This is a genomic window from Terrilactibacillus laevilacticus (assembly GCF_006517395.1).
Taxonomy (GTDB): Bacteria; Bacillota; Bacilli; order Bacillales; family Sporolactobacillaceae; genus Terrilactibacillus; species Terrilactibacillus laevilacticus.
Genome location: NZ_VDCY01000004.1, coordinates 107838 through 126030, shown reverse-complemented (window position 1 = coordinate 126030; position 18193 = coordinate 107838). Strand labels below are relative to the sequence as shown.

Below are 18193 nucleotides of genomic sequence, written 5' to 3'. Positions count from 1 at the left end.
TAATCCCCCTCACACTGAGCAAGACGTGCATTCTTCAGGTGATAATAGTTGCGTTCTTGTATAGTAAAGTGATTTCAACCCTTTTTTATGGGCATAAGCGTACAGACGGGCAAGTTCACGTGTACTCGTCATGCTATCAACATAAAGGATGGTCGAAATACCTTGGTCGACATGCTGCTGTGCTTCAACAATTAAATCAATCACACGGTATTGATTCGTTTGAAAGGCTGATTTATAGTACCACATCGTCTGTGGAGATAAGAAAGGCATGGGATAGAACGTTTCACTGTTGCCATATTTTCTGCGTTCAATAATATTGACGACAGGCATGACTGAACTTGTTGCATTTTGAACGTAGCTAATCGATTGTGTTGGTGCGATAGCTAAACGATAGGCATTATACAAGCCATTTGCCTTTACTTCTTCACTAAGGTTGTTCCAGTCTTCTGGTGTAGGAATGGCAATACCTCTAAATAACTCTTTGACTTTCTCCGTTCGTGGAGCAAAAGATTCCACTCGATATTTATTAAAATATGTGCCATCAGCATAACTTGATTTTTCAAAACCATCGAAAGTTTTACCACGTTCTTTGGCGATCTCCATCGATTTTTCGATCGAATAAAAATTGACAATCGAGAAGAACGTTCTGACAAAGTCACGAGCTTCTTCCGATTCATAAGCGATTTGATTCTTCGCTAAATAGCCATTAAGGTTCATGGCACCAAGTCCGACGGAATGGAGTTCATTATTTGCTTTTCGTACACCTGGAGCATTTGATATGTTCGTCATATCACTAACTTGAGTTAAAGCATCGATACCATCGTGAATGGATTCTTGTAACTTCCCGCTTTCCATAACATTAACGATATTTAATGAACCAAGATTACATGAAATGTCACGTCGAATGATATCCTCTACGCCGTAATCATTAATCGTAGACGTTTCTTGAAGTTGAAAGATTTCTGTACAAAGATTGGACATTTTAACTTGTCCAAGGCTACTGAGAGCGTGATTTTTATTTGCATTGTCTTTAAAGAAAATATAGGGATAACCTGATTGCATTTGCATTTGGGCAATAATATTTAAAAACTCACGAGCGTCCGCACTTTTCTTTTTAACGGCATCGTTTTGTACCAATTCATCATACATCTCATCGATATCCATATCATCAAGATGACGCCCGTAAGCTTTATACACCGTATAGGGTGCGAACATATAAAATGATTTACCTTTCTCCGCGAGTTCGAAAAATTTCCCAGGTACGATAAGACCAATCGATAAGGTCGACAAACGGATGTCTTCGTCGGCATTTTCTTTCTTTGTATCTAGAAATTCTGGTGCATCCCAGTGGAAAATGTTTAAATAAGCTGCCCCAGCACCTGGACGTTGACCAAGCTGATCAGCATAGGAGAAACCGAGTTGTAATTTACGTGCAACAGGAACGACACCTTTGGCCACACCTTCAACGCCTTTGATCGCTTCCCCGCGAGCCCGAATTTTTGAAAGGTTAATAGCCACACCGCCACCGATTTTTGAGAGTTGTTGGGCTGTGCTCTCTATGTAGTTAATCGAGTTTAAGGAGTCATCCACTTCAAGTAGAAAACAAGAAACCAATTCACCACGACGTGCTTTACCTGCATTTAAGAAAGTGGGTGTTGCTGGTTGATAACGTTGTTCCATCATCGAACGTGTAAAAGTCTCAGCTTTCAAAGCATTTCCACGTGCAAGATAAAGGGCGACAATCGCCACACGATCCGCATAATGCTCAAGATAACATTTTTTATCGTCTGTTTTCATCGCATAATCACGGTAAAATTTACTTGCTGCCATGTACGATTGAAACTTAAAGTTAAAGCTATGAGCCAATTCATGGATATGTTGAACTTGTTCTTCTGTATACTCGGCAAAAACATCATAATAAAAATGTTCATTAACTAAATAGTGAATCCGCTCTAATATACTTGAAAACTTAACCATTTTTTGATCCACTTCAACCATATAAGCTTCAATAGCTTCTTTATCCTTCTCAAGACGATAAAACCCGTCTTCTCCTCTTTGCATCATTTCATTATTTAATTCAATGTGCGACTTTGTCATTGCTTCGATCAAATGCGTTCACCCTTTCGCGAAATGTAATTACGTCTTGAGATGTCCCGCCTAACTCAAACTTAAACAGAATAGGCACGTTATATTTAGCTGAAATGACATCAGCAGAATGTGCGAAATTAGGTCCCCAATTGCGGTTTCCACTTGCAGCAACACCTCGTATTAAGTGACCCTTATTTGATAAAAATTCAGTCACCGATTCGGGGGGTTGGCCGAATCCTATCGTATTTGTCACTAATATAAAAGGCTCATCAATTTGGGGTTGACTATCAATATGTTGATGCTCTAATCCGACTTTGTTCAAAAATCGTTTGACATTTCCCGTCATGGTTTCAAATAGAATAAGCACGAAACGGTCACCTTTTCCTTGCTAATATTTCAGATTCATAGTTTTTTAGAGAATACTTTAAAAGAAGTAAGATCGCCTTATTAAAGTATTTTTACATCTATGCATGGTAGTATTGATATACCCATTTTCCGAACCAAATACTACATCTTGTTGTTAATATTAAACTTACCACAATATATTGTATTATTCAAGATAAAAACATCTTATGCGATAACGTTTTTAATTGGGGACATTAAGATTCTCTAAACAGGAAAAAGAGTAGAATTTCAATTTTTATTTGAGGGAAAAAAAGAGTTTGCGAGAAGTTAGACCCAAGATAAAATAATATCATTCTATAGACGGTTAATCAAATCATGATTCATCAAAAATCGGCCATTTTCTTCACAAAATGCACATGCATTACAACAAAACTCTACATAAAAAGTGATAAAGAAATTTTTTTCGGGCAGTTATTCCTTCATCACGTTGACACCCATTTGATACCCTATCGAGACAATCAGGTAAACTCCCGTATGGCGAGCTGTAGAAGAATGTACGGAAATTATCACTATGAACGTTTTCTAACTCACTATTATTAGAAGCCTTGATTAGAAATATGGTAATACCTGGCCATTAAAAATAATCCATATGTGTCTCCATATTTCTATTATTGATTATAAAAGAAGAAACTGAAAACATCATCCATAAATGGTCTTCGTCTACAGTCCAGGACTAGTTTCCTAGTCTATTGCAGACCGTAGACTTAAGTCCACGATCTTGCAAAACCCTTGATTGGTTAATATGGGTTATGGGTTCTCTTACATTTAGACATCCAGATTTGGGGATAGGACGCTTTGTATACATTAACTTTTGTTTAAAGTATGTCTTTAGAGTATTTCACTAATTCCACTTTTCCACTCAATTCTCATTGCCTGAAATAAAAGGAAACTTCAAATTAGGTAAAACAGCTTTTTGACATAATACCAACGCTTAGATATTTTTTGGATCAAATTTAGTTCATAAAAAACAAAACAGTCGTTTTTGGTTATGAAATGAGAATCTTCACCCCCTACCTTAAAAAACACTAAATTTTATAAGGCTCTTTGTCATATGTGTTAGTGGTGGTACCACAAGTGACAAAGAGTCATATTTAAACCCTCTCTCGTTGATGTGACCCCTAAAAGTTAGAGTTTTATTTAAACAGAAAGACCATGTAGATCCGTGAGCGCCTACAAAAAGAGAGGATTTTGCTTCATCGATTTGTTATTTTCAGCCTAATTCAAAGAAAATCTCTAGGTTTAGTTTAGATTTTCCTTTGGTTTTGCTATTATTAACCTAGAACAATCATTGAGAGGTGAATGGATATGAACATACTAGAAACCATCCAGAACAGAAGAGAAATCACAAATTTTCAGGATAAGAAAATTCCAGAAGAAACATTGGAAAAGGTATTGGAAGCTGCATTTCTATCTCCATCAGGAAATCATTTGCCTTCTAGGGAATTTATACTAACCGTAAAGCGTGAGACTATCGATCAGTTAGTCCATACAACCCCGTTCGTCTCGTGGTTACGAGAAGCAACCGCTGCGATTATTGTGACAGGACGACCTGAGATCAGTAAATATTGGCTACAAGATGCATCCATTGCTTGTGGGTTCATTTGGCTGTCCGCAGTTGAACAGGGATTAGGGACTGCGTTTGGAGCGGTCTATCATTCGGAAGACCCTAACGAATCAAAAAAACGTGAAAATTTTGTAAGAAAACAGCTGTTGATTCCTGATGACCGGAGAATTGTAGCAATTATGGGATTAGGATATCCCAAAGGAGAACCAAAGACAAAGAAGCTTTTGTCAAGGGACGAAATCATTCGTTACGACCATTTTTAATAAATAAGCAACTAATCACAGTCGAAAAATGATGCCTTTTTCATTTCCATATGATTGTAGCTCTTTCAATTGGCTATTTTTACAAAAAAAATGAGCAAGCGCTGATAATATAATTATCAGGCTTACTCTTCTAGAAATCTTGCTTTAACTATTATTTTTGGACGTGTGTGACACGATTTTTTATTTCTTCTAAGATACTTGCTTTAAAGTCTTCATATGAAACGGTATTAGAAGCTTTCTCGCCGTATTTACGGACATTAACGGCGTTATTCGCAATTTCGTCATCCCCGATAACAAGCATATATGGGATTTTGTGTGTTTGTGCTTCACGAATTTTGTAACCCAATTTCTCAGTTCTATCATCTACGTGTACACGAACTCCTTGTGCTTTTAGATCGTTTTGTAATTTGTAGATATAATCTAAATGAACATCTGCAACTGGAATAAGTTCAACTTGCACAGGAGCAAGCCAAGTTGGGAAAGCACCACCAAAGTGCTCGATCAAGATTCCAAAGAAACGGTCAACCGATCCATAGACCGCACGGTGGATAACAACTGGACGAACCTTTTCATTATTTTCATCGATATAGGATAGATCGAATTTCTCTGGCATTTGGAAATCAAGTTGAATCGTTGCACATTGATGACTACGTCCTAATGCATCTTTGATATGGAAGTCGATTTTTGGTCCATAGAAAGCACCATCGCCTTCGTTCAAATGATAGGAGAATTCAAGGTCATTAAGCACTTGAGTGAGTGATGATTCTGCTTGTTCCCATAATTCATCACTACCCATAGAATCTTCTGGGCGTGTTGAAAGTTCAACCGTATACTCAAATCCGAACGTGTTATAAATTTTATCAATTAACGTAAAGATCTTTTTAATTTCGTCTTCAATCTGATCAGGTCTTACAAAGAGGTGAGCATCATCTTGGCAAAAAGTACGAACGCGAAGCATACCGTTTAAAGCTCCGCTAAATTCATGACGATGGACCTGACCAAATTCTGCCATACGAATAGGAAGATCTCTATATGAATGTAGCGTATTTTTAAAGACCAGCATGTGACCAGGACAGTTCATCGGTTTCAATGCAAAACTCGTTTGATCCACTTCTGAGAAGTACATGTTCTCATGGTAATGATCCCAGTGCCCTGATTGTTCCCATAAACGTTGATTCATCATGAGTGGCGTACGAACTTCCTCATAGTCAGCCTGACGTTGAAGTTCACGAGAGAAATTTTCTAATTCTGTACGGATCACTTGACCGTTAGGGAGGTAGAAAGGCATCCCTGGTGCTTCTTCAGAGAACATAAACAATTCAAGCTGTTTACCTAATTTACGATGATCTCTTTTCTTCGCTTCTTCAAGAAAATGTAGGTGGTCATCAAGTTCCTTTTTATTTAAAAAGGCTACGCCATAAATCCTTTGCAACATTTGATTATCACTATTGCCACGCCAATAAGCTCCAGACACACTCATTAATTTAAATGCTTTAATTTTACCTGTTGATGGGATGTGCGGACCACGGCAAAGATCAAAAAATTCTCCTTGTTCATATATCGTGATAACCGCATCTTCTGGAAGATCGCGGATCAATTCTAATTTTAAATGGTCATTTATTTCTGTGAATATCGCGATAGCTTCCTCGCGACTTACTTGTTTTCGGACAATTGGAAAGTTTTCATTGACGATTTTTTTCATTTCTTTTTCAATCGCTGGAAAATCTTCTTTCGTTAACGTATGTTCCATATCGACGTCATAGTAAAAGCCGTTTTCAATGACTGGTCCAATGCCTAATTTAACATCAGGATAGAGTCGTTTTAAGGCTTGTGCAAGCAAATGGGCACAACTGTGACGCATCATCTCTAATCCCTCATCTGAATTTTGCGGCACAATTTCAATTGTGGCGCTAGCTTCTATAGGACGATTTAAGTCGACTAAATGTCCATCTATTTTGCCTGCAACTGATTTTTTCTTTAAGCTTTGACTAATGGATTCAGCCACTTGTTCTGACGAAATACCCTTTTCGTATTCACGAACCGAACCATCAGGAAACGTTAATTGAATGTTTGACATCTTAATTTCTCCCTTTCAAAAATAAAATCTCAAATATGATCCTTGGCATCACTAACAAGCCATCGAGTGAAACAATAGAACACATTCGCCATTATGCGTAAAATATAAAAACACCCGTCTCAATAAAGAGACGAGTGTTGTATACTCGTGGTTCCACCCTTGTTCCATCGCTCATTAGCGATAGCACTTAATCGAGATAACGACGTTCTGCCGTCAGCGATTACTCATCGTTCACCGCTGAAGTTCCAAGGTGGTAAGATATCTTTCCGTACTAGGAAGCTTTCACCTTTTGTCTTCCCTCTCTATAAGCCGTGTAGGATACCCCATGTCCTTTTCCTAACTGATAAACATTATTTACATACTTTATATTATAGAGACTAAAAAACAGAATAGCAAGTGGGATCTATTGGTTATATATATGAATATTCTTGTTATCTCTTGACTCAGCATAGGTTACCACATAAAATCCACTTTCTTTTGACCATTCTGCGCAGTAAATATCCTCAATCCGATCATATCCTTCGTTCTTTAAACTTGATATGAGCCACCCTTTATTTTTACCTTTCGTTTTCAGCTCAGTTTCTTCAATTTCACCTTCATCAACAAAAAGACTTGACGGCTCAGCCGATAGGTCACCATATTTCATGACACTCAGTGATCCGTTTGTCTCCAATAAGGCATATCGAACTTCTTTTATTGAAAAGATTCCTTTACTACGCAACATCTCACGAAACTGTTCAACTTCTAATAAGTTTTTTTGAAAAGCTTCAACGAGCAGCTCACCATCCCAAATTAGTGGTGCTGGTACGCCGTTCAACACTCTTCTTGATTTATCATTTCTTTGTACAAGGACTTGAATGACATAAATAATAACACCCCAAACAGCCAGCGACAATAACATGTCAATAATACTAATGGAACTAGTATAAACCGCATTTCCTATTATTTCACTTAAAATAATGGCATATATATAATCAAAAGGAGTCACTTGTACCATTTCTTTTTTACCTAGCAATCGAACAAGAATAAGTAATCCGATTAATCCAAAGAAAAGCTTTAAAGCGATTATTCCTATGCCCATAGCCTCCCACCACCTTTCTAATTTGGTTCCTTACAGATAAATTCCCTTAGTTTCTATTACTAAAACAACTATGTTTTACAAAATAAAAACCCGTATCGTTTAGTTTATTTAACTAACGATACGAGTTTGTTTTTTTGATCTTTTATTGTTGTATATTATTAGGTTTTAGTGGCCAATTGCTGCTAATTTCTCATCCAGATAAAGATCAACGGCACACGCTGCTTTTCTTCCTTCTTGGATAGCCCAAACAATCAGACTTGGTCCACGTCTAGCATCTCCACAAGCAAAGACGCCATCTGTACTTGTTTCATACGTTTTGTTGTCTGCTTTTATGGTTCCACCGAGTTTTTCAACTCCCATGTCTTCAAAGACCGCATCTTCAGCGCCTTCAAAACCTATGGCAATTAAAACCAAATCGGCATCCCAAGTTCGTATTTCTGACTTTTCACCTTGTTTAAAGGTATCTGTTGTGAGGGAAACCACATGTCCATCTTCGTTGCCGATAAATGCGTTTGTTGCAACATAGTATTCACGAGGATCTCTTCCTAAGACTTCTTTTGCTTCTTCATAGGCATAATCTAAAGAGAAAATCCGCGGATTCTCTGGCCAAGGATTAGAAGCTGCCCGTTTTTTGGGAAGTGCTCCATGTTTACCAAATTGAACAACACTTGCGCAACCTTGTCTAATTGCTGTTGCTACACAGTCTGCTCCTGTATCTCCACCGCCAATAACAATGACATTTTTCCCTTTTGCATTAAAGTCTTCATCGAGGGTAAATGACGGATCAAGAAGATGTTTTGTGCTCGCCGTTAAATAAGACATAGCTGGATGAATCCCTTTAAGCTGTCTTCCTTCAATCGAAAGTTCACGATGTTTTCCAGCACCTGTCGCAAGTACAATCGCATCAAAGGCTTGGCGCAATTCTTCCATCGTTACATCTTTTCCTACGTTAACATTCGTTTTAAATTGAATGCCTTCAGCTTGAAGCAGCTTAACACGACGTTCTACAGCGTATTTTTCAATTTTCATATTCGGTATGCCGTACATGAGTAGGCCGCCGATGCGGTCGTCACGCTCAAACACAGTGACCGAATGGCCAATTTTGTTTAACTGGTCAGCCGCTGCTAAGCCAGCAGGACCAGACCCAATAACTGCAATTTGTTTTCCTGTACGTCTAAGAGGGGGTTCAGGTTTAACCCAACCCTCATCGAACGCTTTATCAATAATTGCTTTTTCGATCGACTTAATTGATACCGGATCACTCACTAGCCCTGCAGTACATGAACCTTCACACGGTGCTGGACAGGCTTTTGATGTGAACTCAGGGAAGTTGTTTGTTTTTATTAACCGTTGATAAGCTTCCTGCCATAAGCCTCGATAGACAAGGTCATTCCATTCAGGAATAAGATTGTATAATGGGCACCCACTCGTTGAGCGATTAATTTCCACCCCCATTTGACAATACGGTGTCCCGCAGTCCATGCACCTAGCCGCTTGATTTTGCAAATCTTGCTCTGGAAAAGGTAATTTATATTCATTCCAGTCATTAACACGTTCAGACCCTTTTCTTTCTTTTTGTTTCTGTTTATCTATGTTTATAAAACCCATTAATTGCCCCACGGTAATCCTCCTCCTTCAGTTTCACTGTCCCTTTACGCCGGTTGATAGTTTGGGTCTCCATGGTCTAAAGTGATGCGTCCACTCTTTTTTAGTTCAAAAGCTTTTTGGGTGGCTTCATCATGCGATAATCCTTGTGATTCAAGTTTCTTAATTGTCGACAGCATGAGCTCATAATCTTTCGGTATGATTTTCACAAACTGAGTAACAGATTCTTCCCAATTAAGAAGGATTTTTTCTGCTTTCGGACTTCCCGTATAATGAGCATAGTTCTCAATGAGCTCTTTCACTTCTTTTTGTTCATTTGGGTCAACAATGGTTTCAATATTCACCATTTCTTTATTAACTTTATTTACAATTTGGTCATAGTCGCCAGATTCATTGAATAGGTATGCCGTGCCACCTGACATTCCAGCAGCAAAGTTCTTTCCAAAATGTCCAAGAATAATAGCTTTACCGCCCGTCATGTATTCACAACCGTTGTCGCCGATCCCTTCAATAACCACTTTGGCACCGCTATTTCGAACACAGAATCTTACGCCTGCTGTTCCTCGAACGTAAGCTTCACCACTTGTTGCACCAAAGAAGGCCACATTGCCTACAATTGCTTGATTATCATCTGGGGTACCATCATTTTCATTTGGTTTAATAATGAGCTTTCCTCCAGATAGTCCTTTACCGACATAGTCGTTGGCGTCTCCAGTAAGTGTCATGGTGATCCCTTTTGGGACAAATGCACCAAAGCTTTGACCTGCATAACCATTGAATTGGAGTTCTAGGGCATCCTCTTCAAATCCTACACCATTTGTCGATGTCGTAACCGTAAAGCCTAGTGTTGTTCCAACAGAACGATCAGAGTTTTTAATATTGAAATTAAATTGTCCTGTTTCCCCACGCTCAACAATCGCTTTTGTTTGAGGTAATATCTCACGGAAATCATATGTTTTATCTAGTTCATGATTTTGAGGTGTTGTAAAGTTGCACTTCTCATCACGCTCAGCCGTTGGAACTAACATTTTTGATAGATCTAAGTGGCTCGCTTTTGGATGATTTTGCACGCTATCTTTGACTTTTAACAATTCAGCGTGTCCAACGACCTCTTCTAATGAGCGAAATCCATTTTGAGATAAGATTTCACGAATGTCTTCAGCAATAAAATGCATATAGTTGACAATGTGATCAGGGCTACCCGTAAAATTCTTACGCAATTCGGGGTTTTGTGTAGCAATCCCCACTGGACATGTGTCTAAGTGACAGGCTCTCATCATGATACAGCCCAATACAGCAAGTGGAGCCGTTGCGAAACCAAATTCTTCGGCACCAAGACAAGCGGCTACAATGACATCCTTACCTGACATTAATTTACCGTCAACTTCTAACGATACACGATTACGAAGACCATTTAACAATAAAGTCTGATGTGCTTCAGCGAGACCAATTTCCCAAGGAATACCGGCATGAGCAATACTTGATTTCGAAGCTGCTCCTGTTCCGCCATCATGACCACTGATTAAGATGACATCAGCTAACCCTTTTGCTACTCCAGCTGCAATGGTTCCAACGCCTGCTTTTGCTACAAGTTTCACACTGATTCGAGCCGTTGGATTTGCACGTTTCAAGTCGTAAATAAGTTGAGCTAAGTCTTCGATCGAATAAATATCGTGATGTGGAGGTGGTGAAATTAATCCGACACCAGGAGTCGCACCACGAACCTCTGCAATCCAAGGATAAACTTTGTGTGCTGGTAATTGACCGCCTTCACCAGGTTTTGCTCCTTGTGCCATTTTGATTTGAATTTCATTAGCTTCGGATAAGTAATGGCTAGTCACTCCAAACCGGGCTGATGCCACTTGTTTGATTGCACTTCTTCTATTCTCACCATTCGAATCGAGTGTAAAGCGTTCAACTTCTTCTCCGCCTTCACCACTATTACTCTTCCCACCGATTCGGTTCATAGCAATGGCTAATGCTTCATGCGCTTCCTTACTTATCGATCCATAAGACATTGCGCCTGTTTTAAAACGTTTAAATATCGATTCAGCTGGTTCTACTTCGTCTAATGGTACAGGCTGTCGATCACTTTTAATTTCTAAAAGACTTCTAATCGTCGAGTAAGGTGAATCGTCTACTTCCTCTTTATATTCTTGATATAATCCATAGTCATTTTTACGTGCTGCTTGTTGAAGCTTGTAAATAGTCATTGGATTAAATTTATGAAATTCACCTTCTTGACGCCATTGAAGATCACTTCCTGGATCAAGAGGAGATACACGATTTGATTCCCATTCTTTCGTAGCGGCGGCATGGCGTTTCAAGGTTTCATCTGCAATTTCTTCAAGACCGATCCCATCAATTTGAGAAAATGTTCCTGTAAAGTATTGATCGATGACTTCTTTTGAAAGACCAAGAACTTCAAATGTTTGAGCCCCACGATAACTTTGGATAGCAGATATCCCAACTTTAGACATCACTTTAACAATACCGCCAACAAGGGCTTTAACATATTTCTGACTTGCTTCAGCTTCTGATTTATTTAGATGTTCATCCTTAATTAAATCTTTGATTGCTTCAAAAGCCATATACGGATAAATGGCATCAGCACCAAATCCAAGTAAAGCGGACATATGATGACTGTCTCTAGGTTCAGCTGAATCAACAACTATACTAGCGGACGTCCTTAAGCCTTTCTTGATTAGGTCATGGTGAAGCCCGCTAACAGCAAGAAGGGATGGGATTGGTGCATGCTCAGCATCCACATCACGATCAGACAGAATGATCATTTGATTTCCATCTTTAATGGCAGCTTCCGCTTCTTGGAAAAGGACAACCAAGGCTTGTTTTAATCCTGTTTTTCCATCATTTACATTAAATGTTAAGTTTAACGTCGCTACAGGTAGTAAGCCATTTTGAATCGTTGCAAATTGACTTTCATCCAATATTGGATGTTCGAGCTTAATTTGTTTCGTATCATTGATTGTTGGTTCCAAAATATTAGGCTGCTTACCTAACCATGTCACTTTGGAAATGACATGTTCTTCACGAATCGCATCAATCGGTGGATTCGTAACTTGAGAGAACCATTGTTTAAAATAGTTAAAAAGTAATTGTGGACGTTCCGACAAAACTGCAAGCGGTGCGTCGTATCCCATTGACCCAACAGGTTCTTTTCCTGTTTCCGCCATCACTTGAATACCTTTAACGACTTCTTCGTACGTATAGCCATTCACTTTTTGTAGATAAAGTCGATCTAATCGATCACGATAGGATGCCGATTGATGTTCACCTAATGAAGATTTCGCAAAAGCTATCGACTTTTCCAATAATTTAGCGTATTCGTTTGCTTCACTTATCTCTTTTTTCAACTCGTCACTTGGTACGATTTGGCCTTTTTCCGTATCAACAAGAAGAACATGACCTGGTTTTAAATGACGCTTTTCCTTAATTAGTGAAGGATCAAGGTCCACCACGCCCACTTCTGATGAAAAGATTAATCGATCATCATGTGTGACATAATAACGTGCAGGTCTTAGTCCATTTCGGTCCATAATCGCTCCTACTTGTTTTCCATTAGAGAACCCAAGTGCCATTGGTCCATCCCATGGCTCCATAAAGCGACTGTTATATTCATAGAATGCTTTCAGAGAATCTGGCATATCCTTGTCTTTTTCCCAAGGTTCGGGAACCATGAGCATAATAGCATGAGCTAAAGGAACACCATTCATCGTTAAAAATTCTAATACATTATCAAATATCGCCGAGTCACTGCCATCACGGTCAATAATTTGGTTACCATAGTCTTTATCTAGTGTTTTTGCTCGCGCATTAAACCAATTTGTATTTCCACGTATCGTATTAATTTCTCCATTATGAACGATCATACGGTTTGGGTGAGCACGTTTCCAACTTGGGAACGTATTTGTACTAAATCTTGAATGGACAAGAGCGATAGCTGAAACAAATCGCTCATCCTTAAGGTCTGTATAATAACCAGACACTTCTTCTGCACGAAGCATCCCTTTAAAAACAATGGTCTTACTAGATAAACTCGCAATATAAAGTTCTTTTCCAATACGTTGTTCAAGTGTTTTTCTTAATGTGTAAAGTTGATACTCTAAACTATCAGTAAGCTGGTCGCTAACGCCAACAAATAATTGAATAATATAAGGAGCCTCTTGTCTAGCCAAAGGTTCTATAGATTCAGCTAAAACAGGCACTTCACGGATGCCGTAAAGCGTATAGTTTTTCTCTGAGATAACGCTTTTGATTGTTTTAATAATATTCTGACGTTTTAAAGAGTCTTGTGGTAGGAACAACATTCCAACGCCATATTGACCTGCTTCTGGAAGTGAGAACGAGCATACAGAGTTAAAAAAATCATGTGGAATCTGAACTAAAAGTCCGGCTCCATCTCCCGTTCCATCGCTACCTTTACCAGCACGGTGATCAAGTCTTGCTAACATTTCAAGTGCAGTTTCCACGATGTCATGTGAGGCTCTACCTTTAATATCAGCGTAAAGACCAATACCACAAGCATCATGTTCAAATTCCGATTGGTATAGACCGTTTTGTCTTAAAAGATCTTTCATTACAGCATCCTTCCTTCTGTCGTATATTTAGGAAAGTCTCTACCTTCGTAAGTTAATGGAATAGCAAAACAGATAAGTGGATTTCTCGCCAGTCTCTTCTTGTATGTTTAGACATGCGAAGTCTTTTTTTCGGTATTCAAAAGCCATTGTTTTTATTTATATATATGGTCCACTTATATAAATTTGTCCTGTTTTTTCCGAAAAGTATGGTAATTAGATTTTACTCTTTATCCATTCATCTATACAATATATAATTAAGAATATATTGTTCTCAATATTAGAACGTTAGGATGACGACAATGGAATTTAGACAAATTTTTTATTTTATAGAAGTAGCCAAGCGCGAACATGTCACAAAAACAGCTGAAGCTCTTCACGTTGCACAATCAGCGATTAGCAGGCAGATTACGTTACTAGAAGCAGAACTTGGCGTTTCTCTATTCACTCGTGAAGGTCGAAATGTCAAATTAACTCACATGGGGAGGCTTTTTTTGAAACATGCTGAACGAGGATTGAAAGAGTTTGATAAAGCTAAACAAAAAATTCAGGAACATCTTAATCCTGAAATTGGAAAAATCCATCTCGGCTTGTCTACAGGTTTAGCCATTCAGACATTACCCATCGTCCTTTCACAATTTAATATGGATCACCCAAACATTCAATTTCAACTGCACCAAGGGACTCTTTCTTATCTCACTCAATTCATTGAAAATGATGGTATTGATATCGCCTTTGCCTCTCCTCTTCCAAAGAAACATCCTTTTGTTGATAGCCATATTTTATTTACGGAAAGAATGGTGGCTGTTCTTCATTCTGAACATCACCTAGCCAATCAAACATCTATTTTATTAAAGCAACTCGCCGAGGAGCGGTTTATTACCTTTCGACGTGGAATGGCCTTACAAGAATTATTTCGTGATGCTTGCCAGCAAGCGGGGTTTAACCCGATCATTTCATTTGAGGGGGAGGATATGGATACGATAAAGCAACTCGTTTCAGCTGGATTTGGTGTAGCTATATTACCGGAAAATACGGTGACCTATAATTTGCCTCCAGACGTGGTCACTGTTTCCCTAGAGGATCCAACAGTGATTCGTAATGTCGGTCTTTTGATGCCCAAATCGAGAGAACTTGCACCTTCTGAAAAGCTTTTCTTTAACTTTATTATCGAGTTCTATGACCGACTCACATAATTTGGCCAGTAATAATAAAAGCTACTCTAGATTATAGAGTAGCTTTTATTATTTCATCGAAATGGTTGTTCATGTAAAAGGTAGATGCAATAACTTACTTGAATTCCGGATGTTGCTTTTGTTTATTTTTTGCGGCCTCATTCACTTGTTCATCAGCGTGATAAGATGAGCGGACAAGAGGACCTGCCTCACAATGACGGAAACCTTTTGCTAGGGCTATTTCTTTTAGCTCTGCAAATTCATCTGGGTGATAGTAGCGAACAACATCAAGGTGTTTTCGTGTTGGCTTAAGGTATTGCCCTATCGTTAATATATCGACGTTATGCTTAAGAAGATCGTCCATTGCTTCCATTAATTCTTCTTTGGTTTCACCGAGACCAACCATAATACTAGACTTCGTTGGCGTATTTGGACTCAATTCCTTGACACGCTTTAATAAATTCAGAGATCGATCATATGTCGCAATCGCACGTACACGCTTAGTCAAACGACGGACTGTTTCAATATTATGATTAAAAATGTCCGGCTTTGCGTCCATTAGGGTTGTTAAACTTTCATCGTCGCCCTTCATATCTGAAGGAAGAACTTCAATCGTACAAAAAGGCACTTTCAGGCGTATCGCTCTAACCGTTTCTGCAAAAACACCCGCACCACCATCATTTAAGTCATCACGTGCAACAGCCGTAATCACCACGTGGCGCAATTGCATTTGCTCTACTGAAGTCGCGACACGTTCAGGTTCAAGTAAGTCAAGTTCAGTCGGACGCCCCGTCTTTACCGCACAAAAACGGCATCCCCGTGTGCAAATGTCACCAAGTATCATAAATGTCGCTGTTTTTCGTTCAGCCCAGCATTCATGTATATTGGGGCACCGTGCTTCTTCACATACTGTATGTAAATTACGGCTACGCATCATTTTCTTTAAACCTGTGTATTCTTTATTTGTATTTAATTTTATTTTTAACCAATCTGGTTTTCTCATAATTTCTTTTTCTTTTTTAGCCATGTTTGTCACTCCTTTCAACGCGTATAATTCCAAGCATCTGTCTTATATTTATTCTCTGCGAGGTCTTCAATTTTTTCTAACTGTTCTTTAGTTAATTTATAGGGTTGCAATTGAATATGTAAGCCTTCCTCAAATCCACGGTAAAAGGCTGATTTTACTTCATCTAATGTCACCTTTTTTTCCATTAGATGGTTGATCGCAACAGCTTTGTCTTTAAACGTGCGTTTCGCCCGTTCTTTGACTCGATCATTGGGGTAAATAAAGCATGAAAATAGTTCATTTTCGTTAATAGAGAGCGGAATCGATCCATGTTGCAAGATGACCCCTTTTTGACGTGTTTGAGCACTACCTGCAGCTTTCTTGCCATCAACAATAAGTTCATACCACGAAGGCTCTTCAAAACATACAGCAGAAGACGTTTGTCCTGTTTTCCCTTCAGGAATAGCAAAATCAGCCTGTAAGCCAAGATTTCTAAAACCGTTAAGTAATCCTTCAGAAATGACACGATAAGCTTGTGTTACAGATTTAGGCATCTCTGGATGATCTTCTGAAACGATCACACTATAGGTTAATTCATCATCATGCAAGACAGCTCTTCCACCCGTTGGACGCCGTACAAGCCTAAATCCATTCTGTTCAACCGCTTCTTTATCTATCCGTTTTTCTACCTTTTGAAAATAACCGACTGATAAGCCCGGTGGATTCCATCCATAGAACCGGATGATAGGAGGCAATTCACCATGACTATGCCACTCTAATAAGCATTCATCCATAGCCATATTATATTCGGGTGTATTTATTCCAGAGTCAATAAAAGCCCATGTCTCACGACTCATTCATTCCTCCCCCTTCTTATATATATCTATTAATCTTATGTATATTGTATGCTTAATTAAAAAGAAATAAAGCGCTTAATTAAGTTACATTCTATCGTTATTAGACGTAAAAATCAAATATAAATGGAAACATTGCACCTATTACTCTAGAAAAAAAGAGAGAATAAGGGAGAGAATTTATCCTTAGTCTTATTCTCTAGTTTAGATTGTTGTATGTTTCATTTCTTATTTTGAATGGCACGCCCTGTTCGTAAAATTTGAATGGTACGCCGAGTGGCACGTTCTAAGTAACTAGGCGCTTCTTTCATGGCTTGTTCAAGAGTCGTTACTTCATCAATAATAGGTATAATGGATGAAATACCTTCTTGGTAAGCGTCTGTTAAATCTCCTTCTGCTTTACCTGTAAAGACGAAGACAGGAACATGATATTTTTTAGCGATCCGGCTTACACCGATAGGTACCTTTCCGTATAAGGATTGCGAATCAATTTTTCCTTCTCCAGTAATAACGAGATCAGCTTTTGATATTTTTTCTTCTAAGTTAGCTTTCTGACAAATAAGATCAAATCCACTTCGAAATTTACCTCCAAAGAAGGCATAAAGGGCAAAACCAAGTCCTCCTGCCGCACCAGCACCTGGGGTTTCTGATTCGTCTCGGCCGAGTGTTTCCTTGACTAGACGTTGATAATGATCCATGGCTTGGTCAAATCCATCCATGTCTTGCTTTTGTAATCCCTTTTGAGCGCCAAAGACGTAAACTGCTCCTTCTGGTCCAACTAACGGATTGGTTACATCAGAGGCAATAAACAACTGTTTGTCTTTCAATCTCCTATCCATATGATCTATATTAATAGAAGAAATTTTTTCTAAATGGATATCTCCTATTGGGAGTTTCGTTCCATCTTCAAGGTAAAAAACAACACCTAGTGCTTGAAGAAGGCCCACTCCTCCATCTATTGTCGCACTACCACCCAATCCAATAATGATGTCTGTCGCTCCTTGATCAAGGGCATCTTTAACCAATTGACCCGTTCCATACGTTGAAGTTCGATACGGGTCACGTTCCTCATCAACTAGGAGCGGAAGTCCAGATGCGGCAGCAGTTTCAATAATAGCTAACTTAGATTCTTCTATCCAACCGTAATCTGCCTGTATCTGACGATGAAGGGGATCTAGGACCTCGACTGTCTTACGGACTCCACCTAAAATATGCAGAAAGGCATCAACCGTTCCTTCTCCACCGTCAGCTAGAGGCAACATGATCACATCTTCTATATTTTGCTGCTTACATACAGTCTCAATCACTTTACCGCCTTCGATGCTGGATAGTGATCCTTTAAACGAATCAATAGCAATAACGACTCTCATCGATTTTCCTCCAATAATGAATTACTTTTGGCAATACCGATAGACATTTCCTTTTCATTGTACTCTTTTTTTGAACATGATAGGATATAGTTTACAGAACATGTTTGACA

The 18193-nt window shown here is 38.8% G+C and carries 11 protein-coding genes and 1 other annotated feature; of the genes, 2 read left to right on the top strand and 9 right to left on the bottom strand.

What is annotated here, in order from left to right; all coding sequences use genetic code 11:
* Nucleotides 1-9: 9 nt before the first annotated feature.
* Together nrdE and nrdI are read right to left on the bottom strand one after the other, a co-directional pair.
* Complete coding sequence (gene nrdE, locus FG390_RS06965; RefSeq protein ID WP_141190472.1) at nt 10-2097, bottom strand: class 1b ribonucleoside-diphosphate reductase subunit alpha; 2088 nt, start codon at nt 2095-2097, stop codon at nt 10-12.
* A complete protein-coding gene (nrdI, locus tag FG390_RS06960; RefSeq protein ID WP_141190318.1) occupies nt 2078-2455 on the bottom strand; it encodes a class Ib ribonucleoside-diphosphate reductase assembly flavoprotein NrdI in 378 nt (125 codons plus the stop codon). The genes nrdE and nrdI overlap by 20 nt, the downstream gene beginning before the upstream one ends.
* A 1343-nt stretch (nt 2456-3798) precedes the next feature.
* On the opposite strand from nrdI, the gene FG390_RS06955 reads away from it, so the two are divergent.
* Nucleotides 3799-4320 (top strand): nitroreductase family protein, encoded by a 522-nt coding sequence (locus FG390_RS06955; RefSeq protein WP_141190317.1) that lies wholly within the window; start codon nt 3799-3801, stop codon nt 4318-4320.
* A 151-nt stretch (nt 4321-4471) separates the two neighbouring features.
* Here FG390_RS06955 and thrS read toward each other — a convergent pair whose 3' ends face one another.
* The 4 genes from thrS to gltB all read right to left on the bottom strand — a co-directional run bounded on the left by thrS (nt 4472) and on the right by gltB (nt 13681).
* Nucleotides 4472-6397, bottom strand: coding sequence for a threonine--tRNA ligase (gene thrS / locus FG390_RS06950; protein ID WP_141190316.1), 1926 nt, complete (start codon nt 6395-6397; stop codon nt 4472-4474).
* A 123-nt stretch (nt 6398-6520) separates the two neighbouring features.
* Nucleotides 6521-6744, bottom strand: a binding site (T-box leader).
* Nucleotides 6745-6800: 56 nt separating this feature from the next.
* Nucleotides 6801-7478: a DUF421 domain-containing protein gene (locus FG390_RS06945; protein ID WP_141190315.1), complete on the bottom strand. Its 678-nt coding sequence runs from the start codon at nt 7476-7478 to the stop codon at nt 6801-6803.
* A gap of 165 nt (nt 7479-7643) precedes the next feature.
* Nucleotides 7644-9098: a glutamate synthase subunit beta gene (locus FG390_RS06940; protein ID WP_181406411.1), complete on the bottom strand. Its 1455-nt coding sequence runs from the start codon at nt 9096-9098 to the stop codon at nt 7644-7646.
* A 32-nt stretch (nt 9099-9130) separates the two neighbouring features.
* Nucleotides 9131-13681 carry a glutamate synthase large subunit gene (gene gltB, locus FG390_RS06935; protein WP_141190314.1) on the bottom strand — a complete coding sequence of 1517 codons (4551 nt, stop codon included), beginning with the start codon at nt 13679-13681 and terminating at the stop codon, nt 9131-9133.
* A 299-nt stretch (nt 13682-13980) separates the two neighbouring features.
* Here gltB and gltC point away from each other — a divergent pair, with 299 nt between their 5' ends.
* The gene (gltC, locus tag FG390_RS06930; protein WP_181406410.1) at nt 13981-14874 is read left to right on the top strand and encodes a glutamate biosynthesis transcriptional regulator GltC; all 894 of its coding nucleotides are present in this window, start codon (nt 13981-13983) and stop codon (nt 14872-14874) included.
* Nucleotides 14875-14968: 94 nt separating this feature from the next.
* Here gltC and lipA read toward each other — a convergent pair whose 3' ends face one another.
* From lipA to FG390_RS06915, 3 genes are all read right to left on the bottom strand, one after another.
* The gene (lipA, locus tag FG390_RS06925; RefSeq protein WP_141190312.1) at nt 14969-15880 is read right to left on the bottom strand and encodes a lipoyl synthase; all 912 of its coding nucleotides are present in this window, start codon (nt 15878-15880) and stop codon (nt 14969-14971) included.
* A gap of 14 nt (nt 15881-15894) precedes the next feature.
* Nucleotides 15895-16716, bottom strand: a complete 822-nt coding sequence (gene lipM / locus FG390_RS06920) for an octanoyltransferase LipM (protein WP_141190311.1) — start codon at nt 16714-16716, stop codon at nt 15895-15897.
* A gap of 218 nt (nt 16717-16934) precedes the next feature.
* Complete coding sequence (locus FG390_RS06915; RefSeq protein ID WP_141190310.1) at nt 16935-18083, bottom strand: glycerate kinase family protein; 1149 nt, start codon at nt 18081-18083, stop codon at nt 16935-16937.
* Between the last annotated feature and the right edge of the window lie 110 nt (nt 18084-18193).

Excerpts from the sequence above, each read along its gene's own strand:
- FG390_RS06955 (WP_141190317.1), top strand. The coding sequence starts at position 3,799 with ATGAACATACTAGAAACCATCCAGAACAGAAGAGAAATCACAAATTTT.
- FG390_RS06915 (WP_141190310.1), bottom strand. The coding sequence starts at position 18,083 with ATGAGAGTCGTTATTGCTATTGATTCGTTTAAAGGATCACTATCCAGC.
- FG390_RS06945 (WP_141190315.1), bottom strand. The coding sequence starts at position 7,478 with ATGGGCATAGGAATAATCGCTTTAAAGCTTTTCTTTGGATTAATCGGA.
- nrdE (WP_141190472.1), bottom strand. The coding sequence starts at position 2,097 with ATGACAAAGTCGCACATTGAATTAAATAATGAAATGATGCAAAGAGGA.
- thrS (WP_141190316.1), bottom strand. The coding sequence starts at position 6,397 with ATGTCAAACATTCAATTAACGTTTCCTGATGGTTCGGTTCGTGAATAC.
- gltB (WP_141190314.1), bottom strand. The coding sequence starts at position 13,681 with ATGAAAGATCTTTTAAGACAAAACGGTCTATACCAATCGGAATTTGAA.
- gltC (WP_181406410.1), top strand. The coding sequence starts at position 13,981 with ATGGAATTTAGACAAATTTTTTATTTTATAGAAGTAGCCAAGCGCGAA.
- lipM (WP_141190311.1), bottom strand. The coding sequence starts at position 16,716 with ATGAGTCGTGAGACATGGGCTTTTATTGACTCTGGAATAAATACACCC.
- lipA (WP_141190312.1), bottom strand. The coding sequence starts at position 15,880 with ATGGCTAAAAAAGAAAAAGAAATTATGAGAAAACCAGATTGGTTAAAA.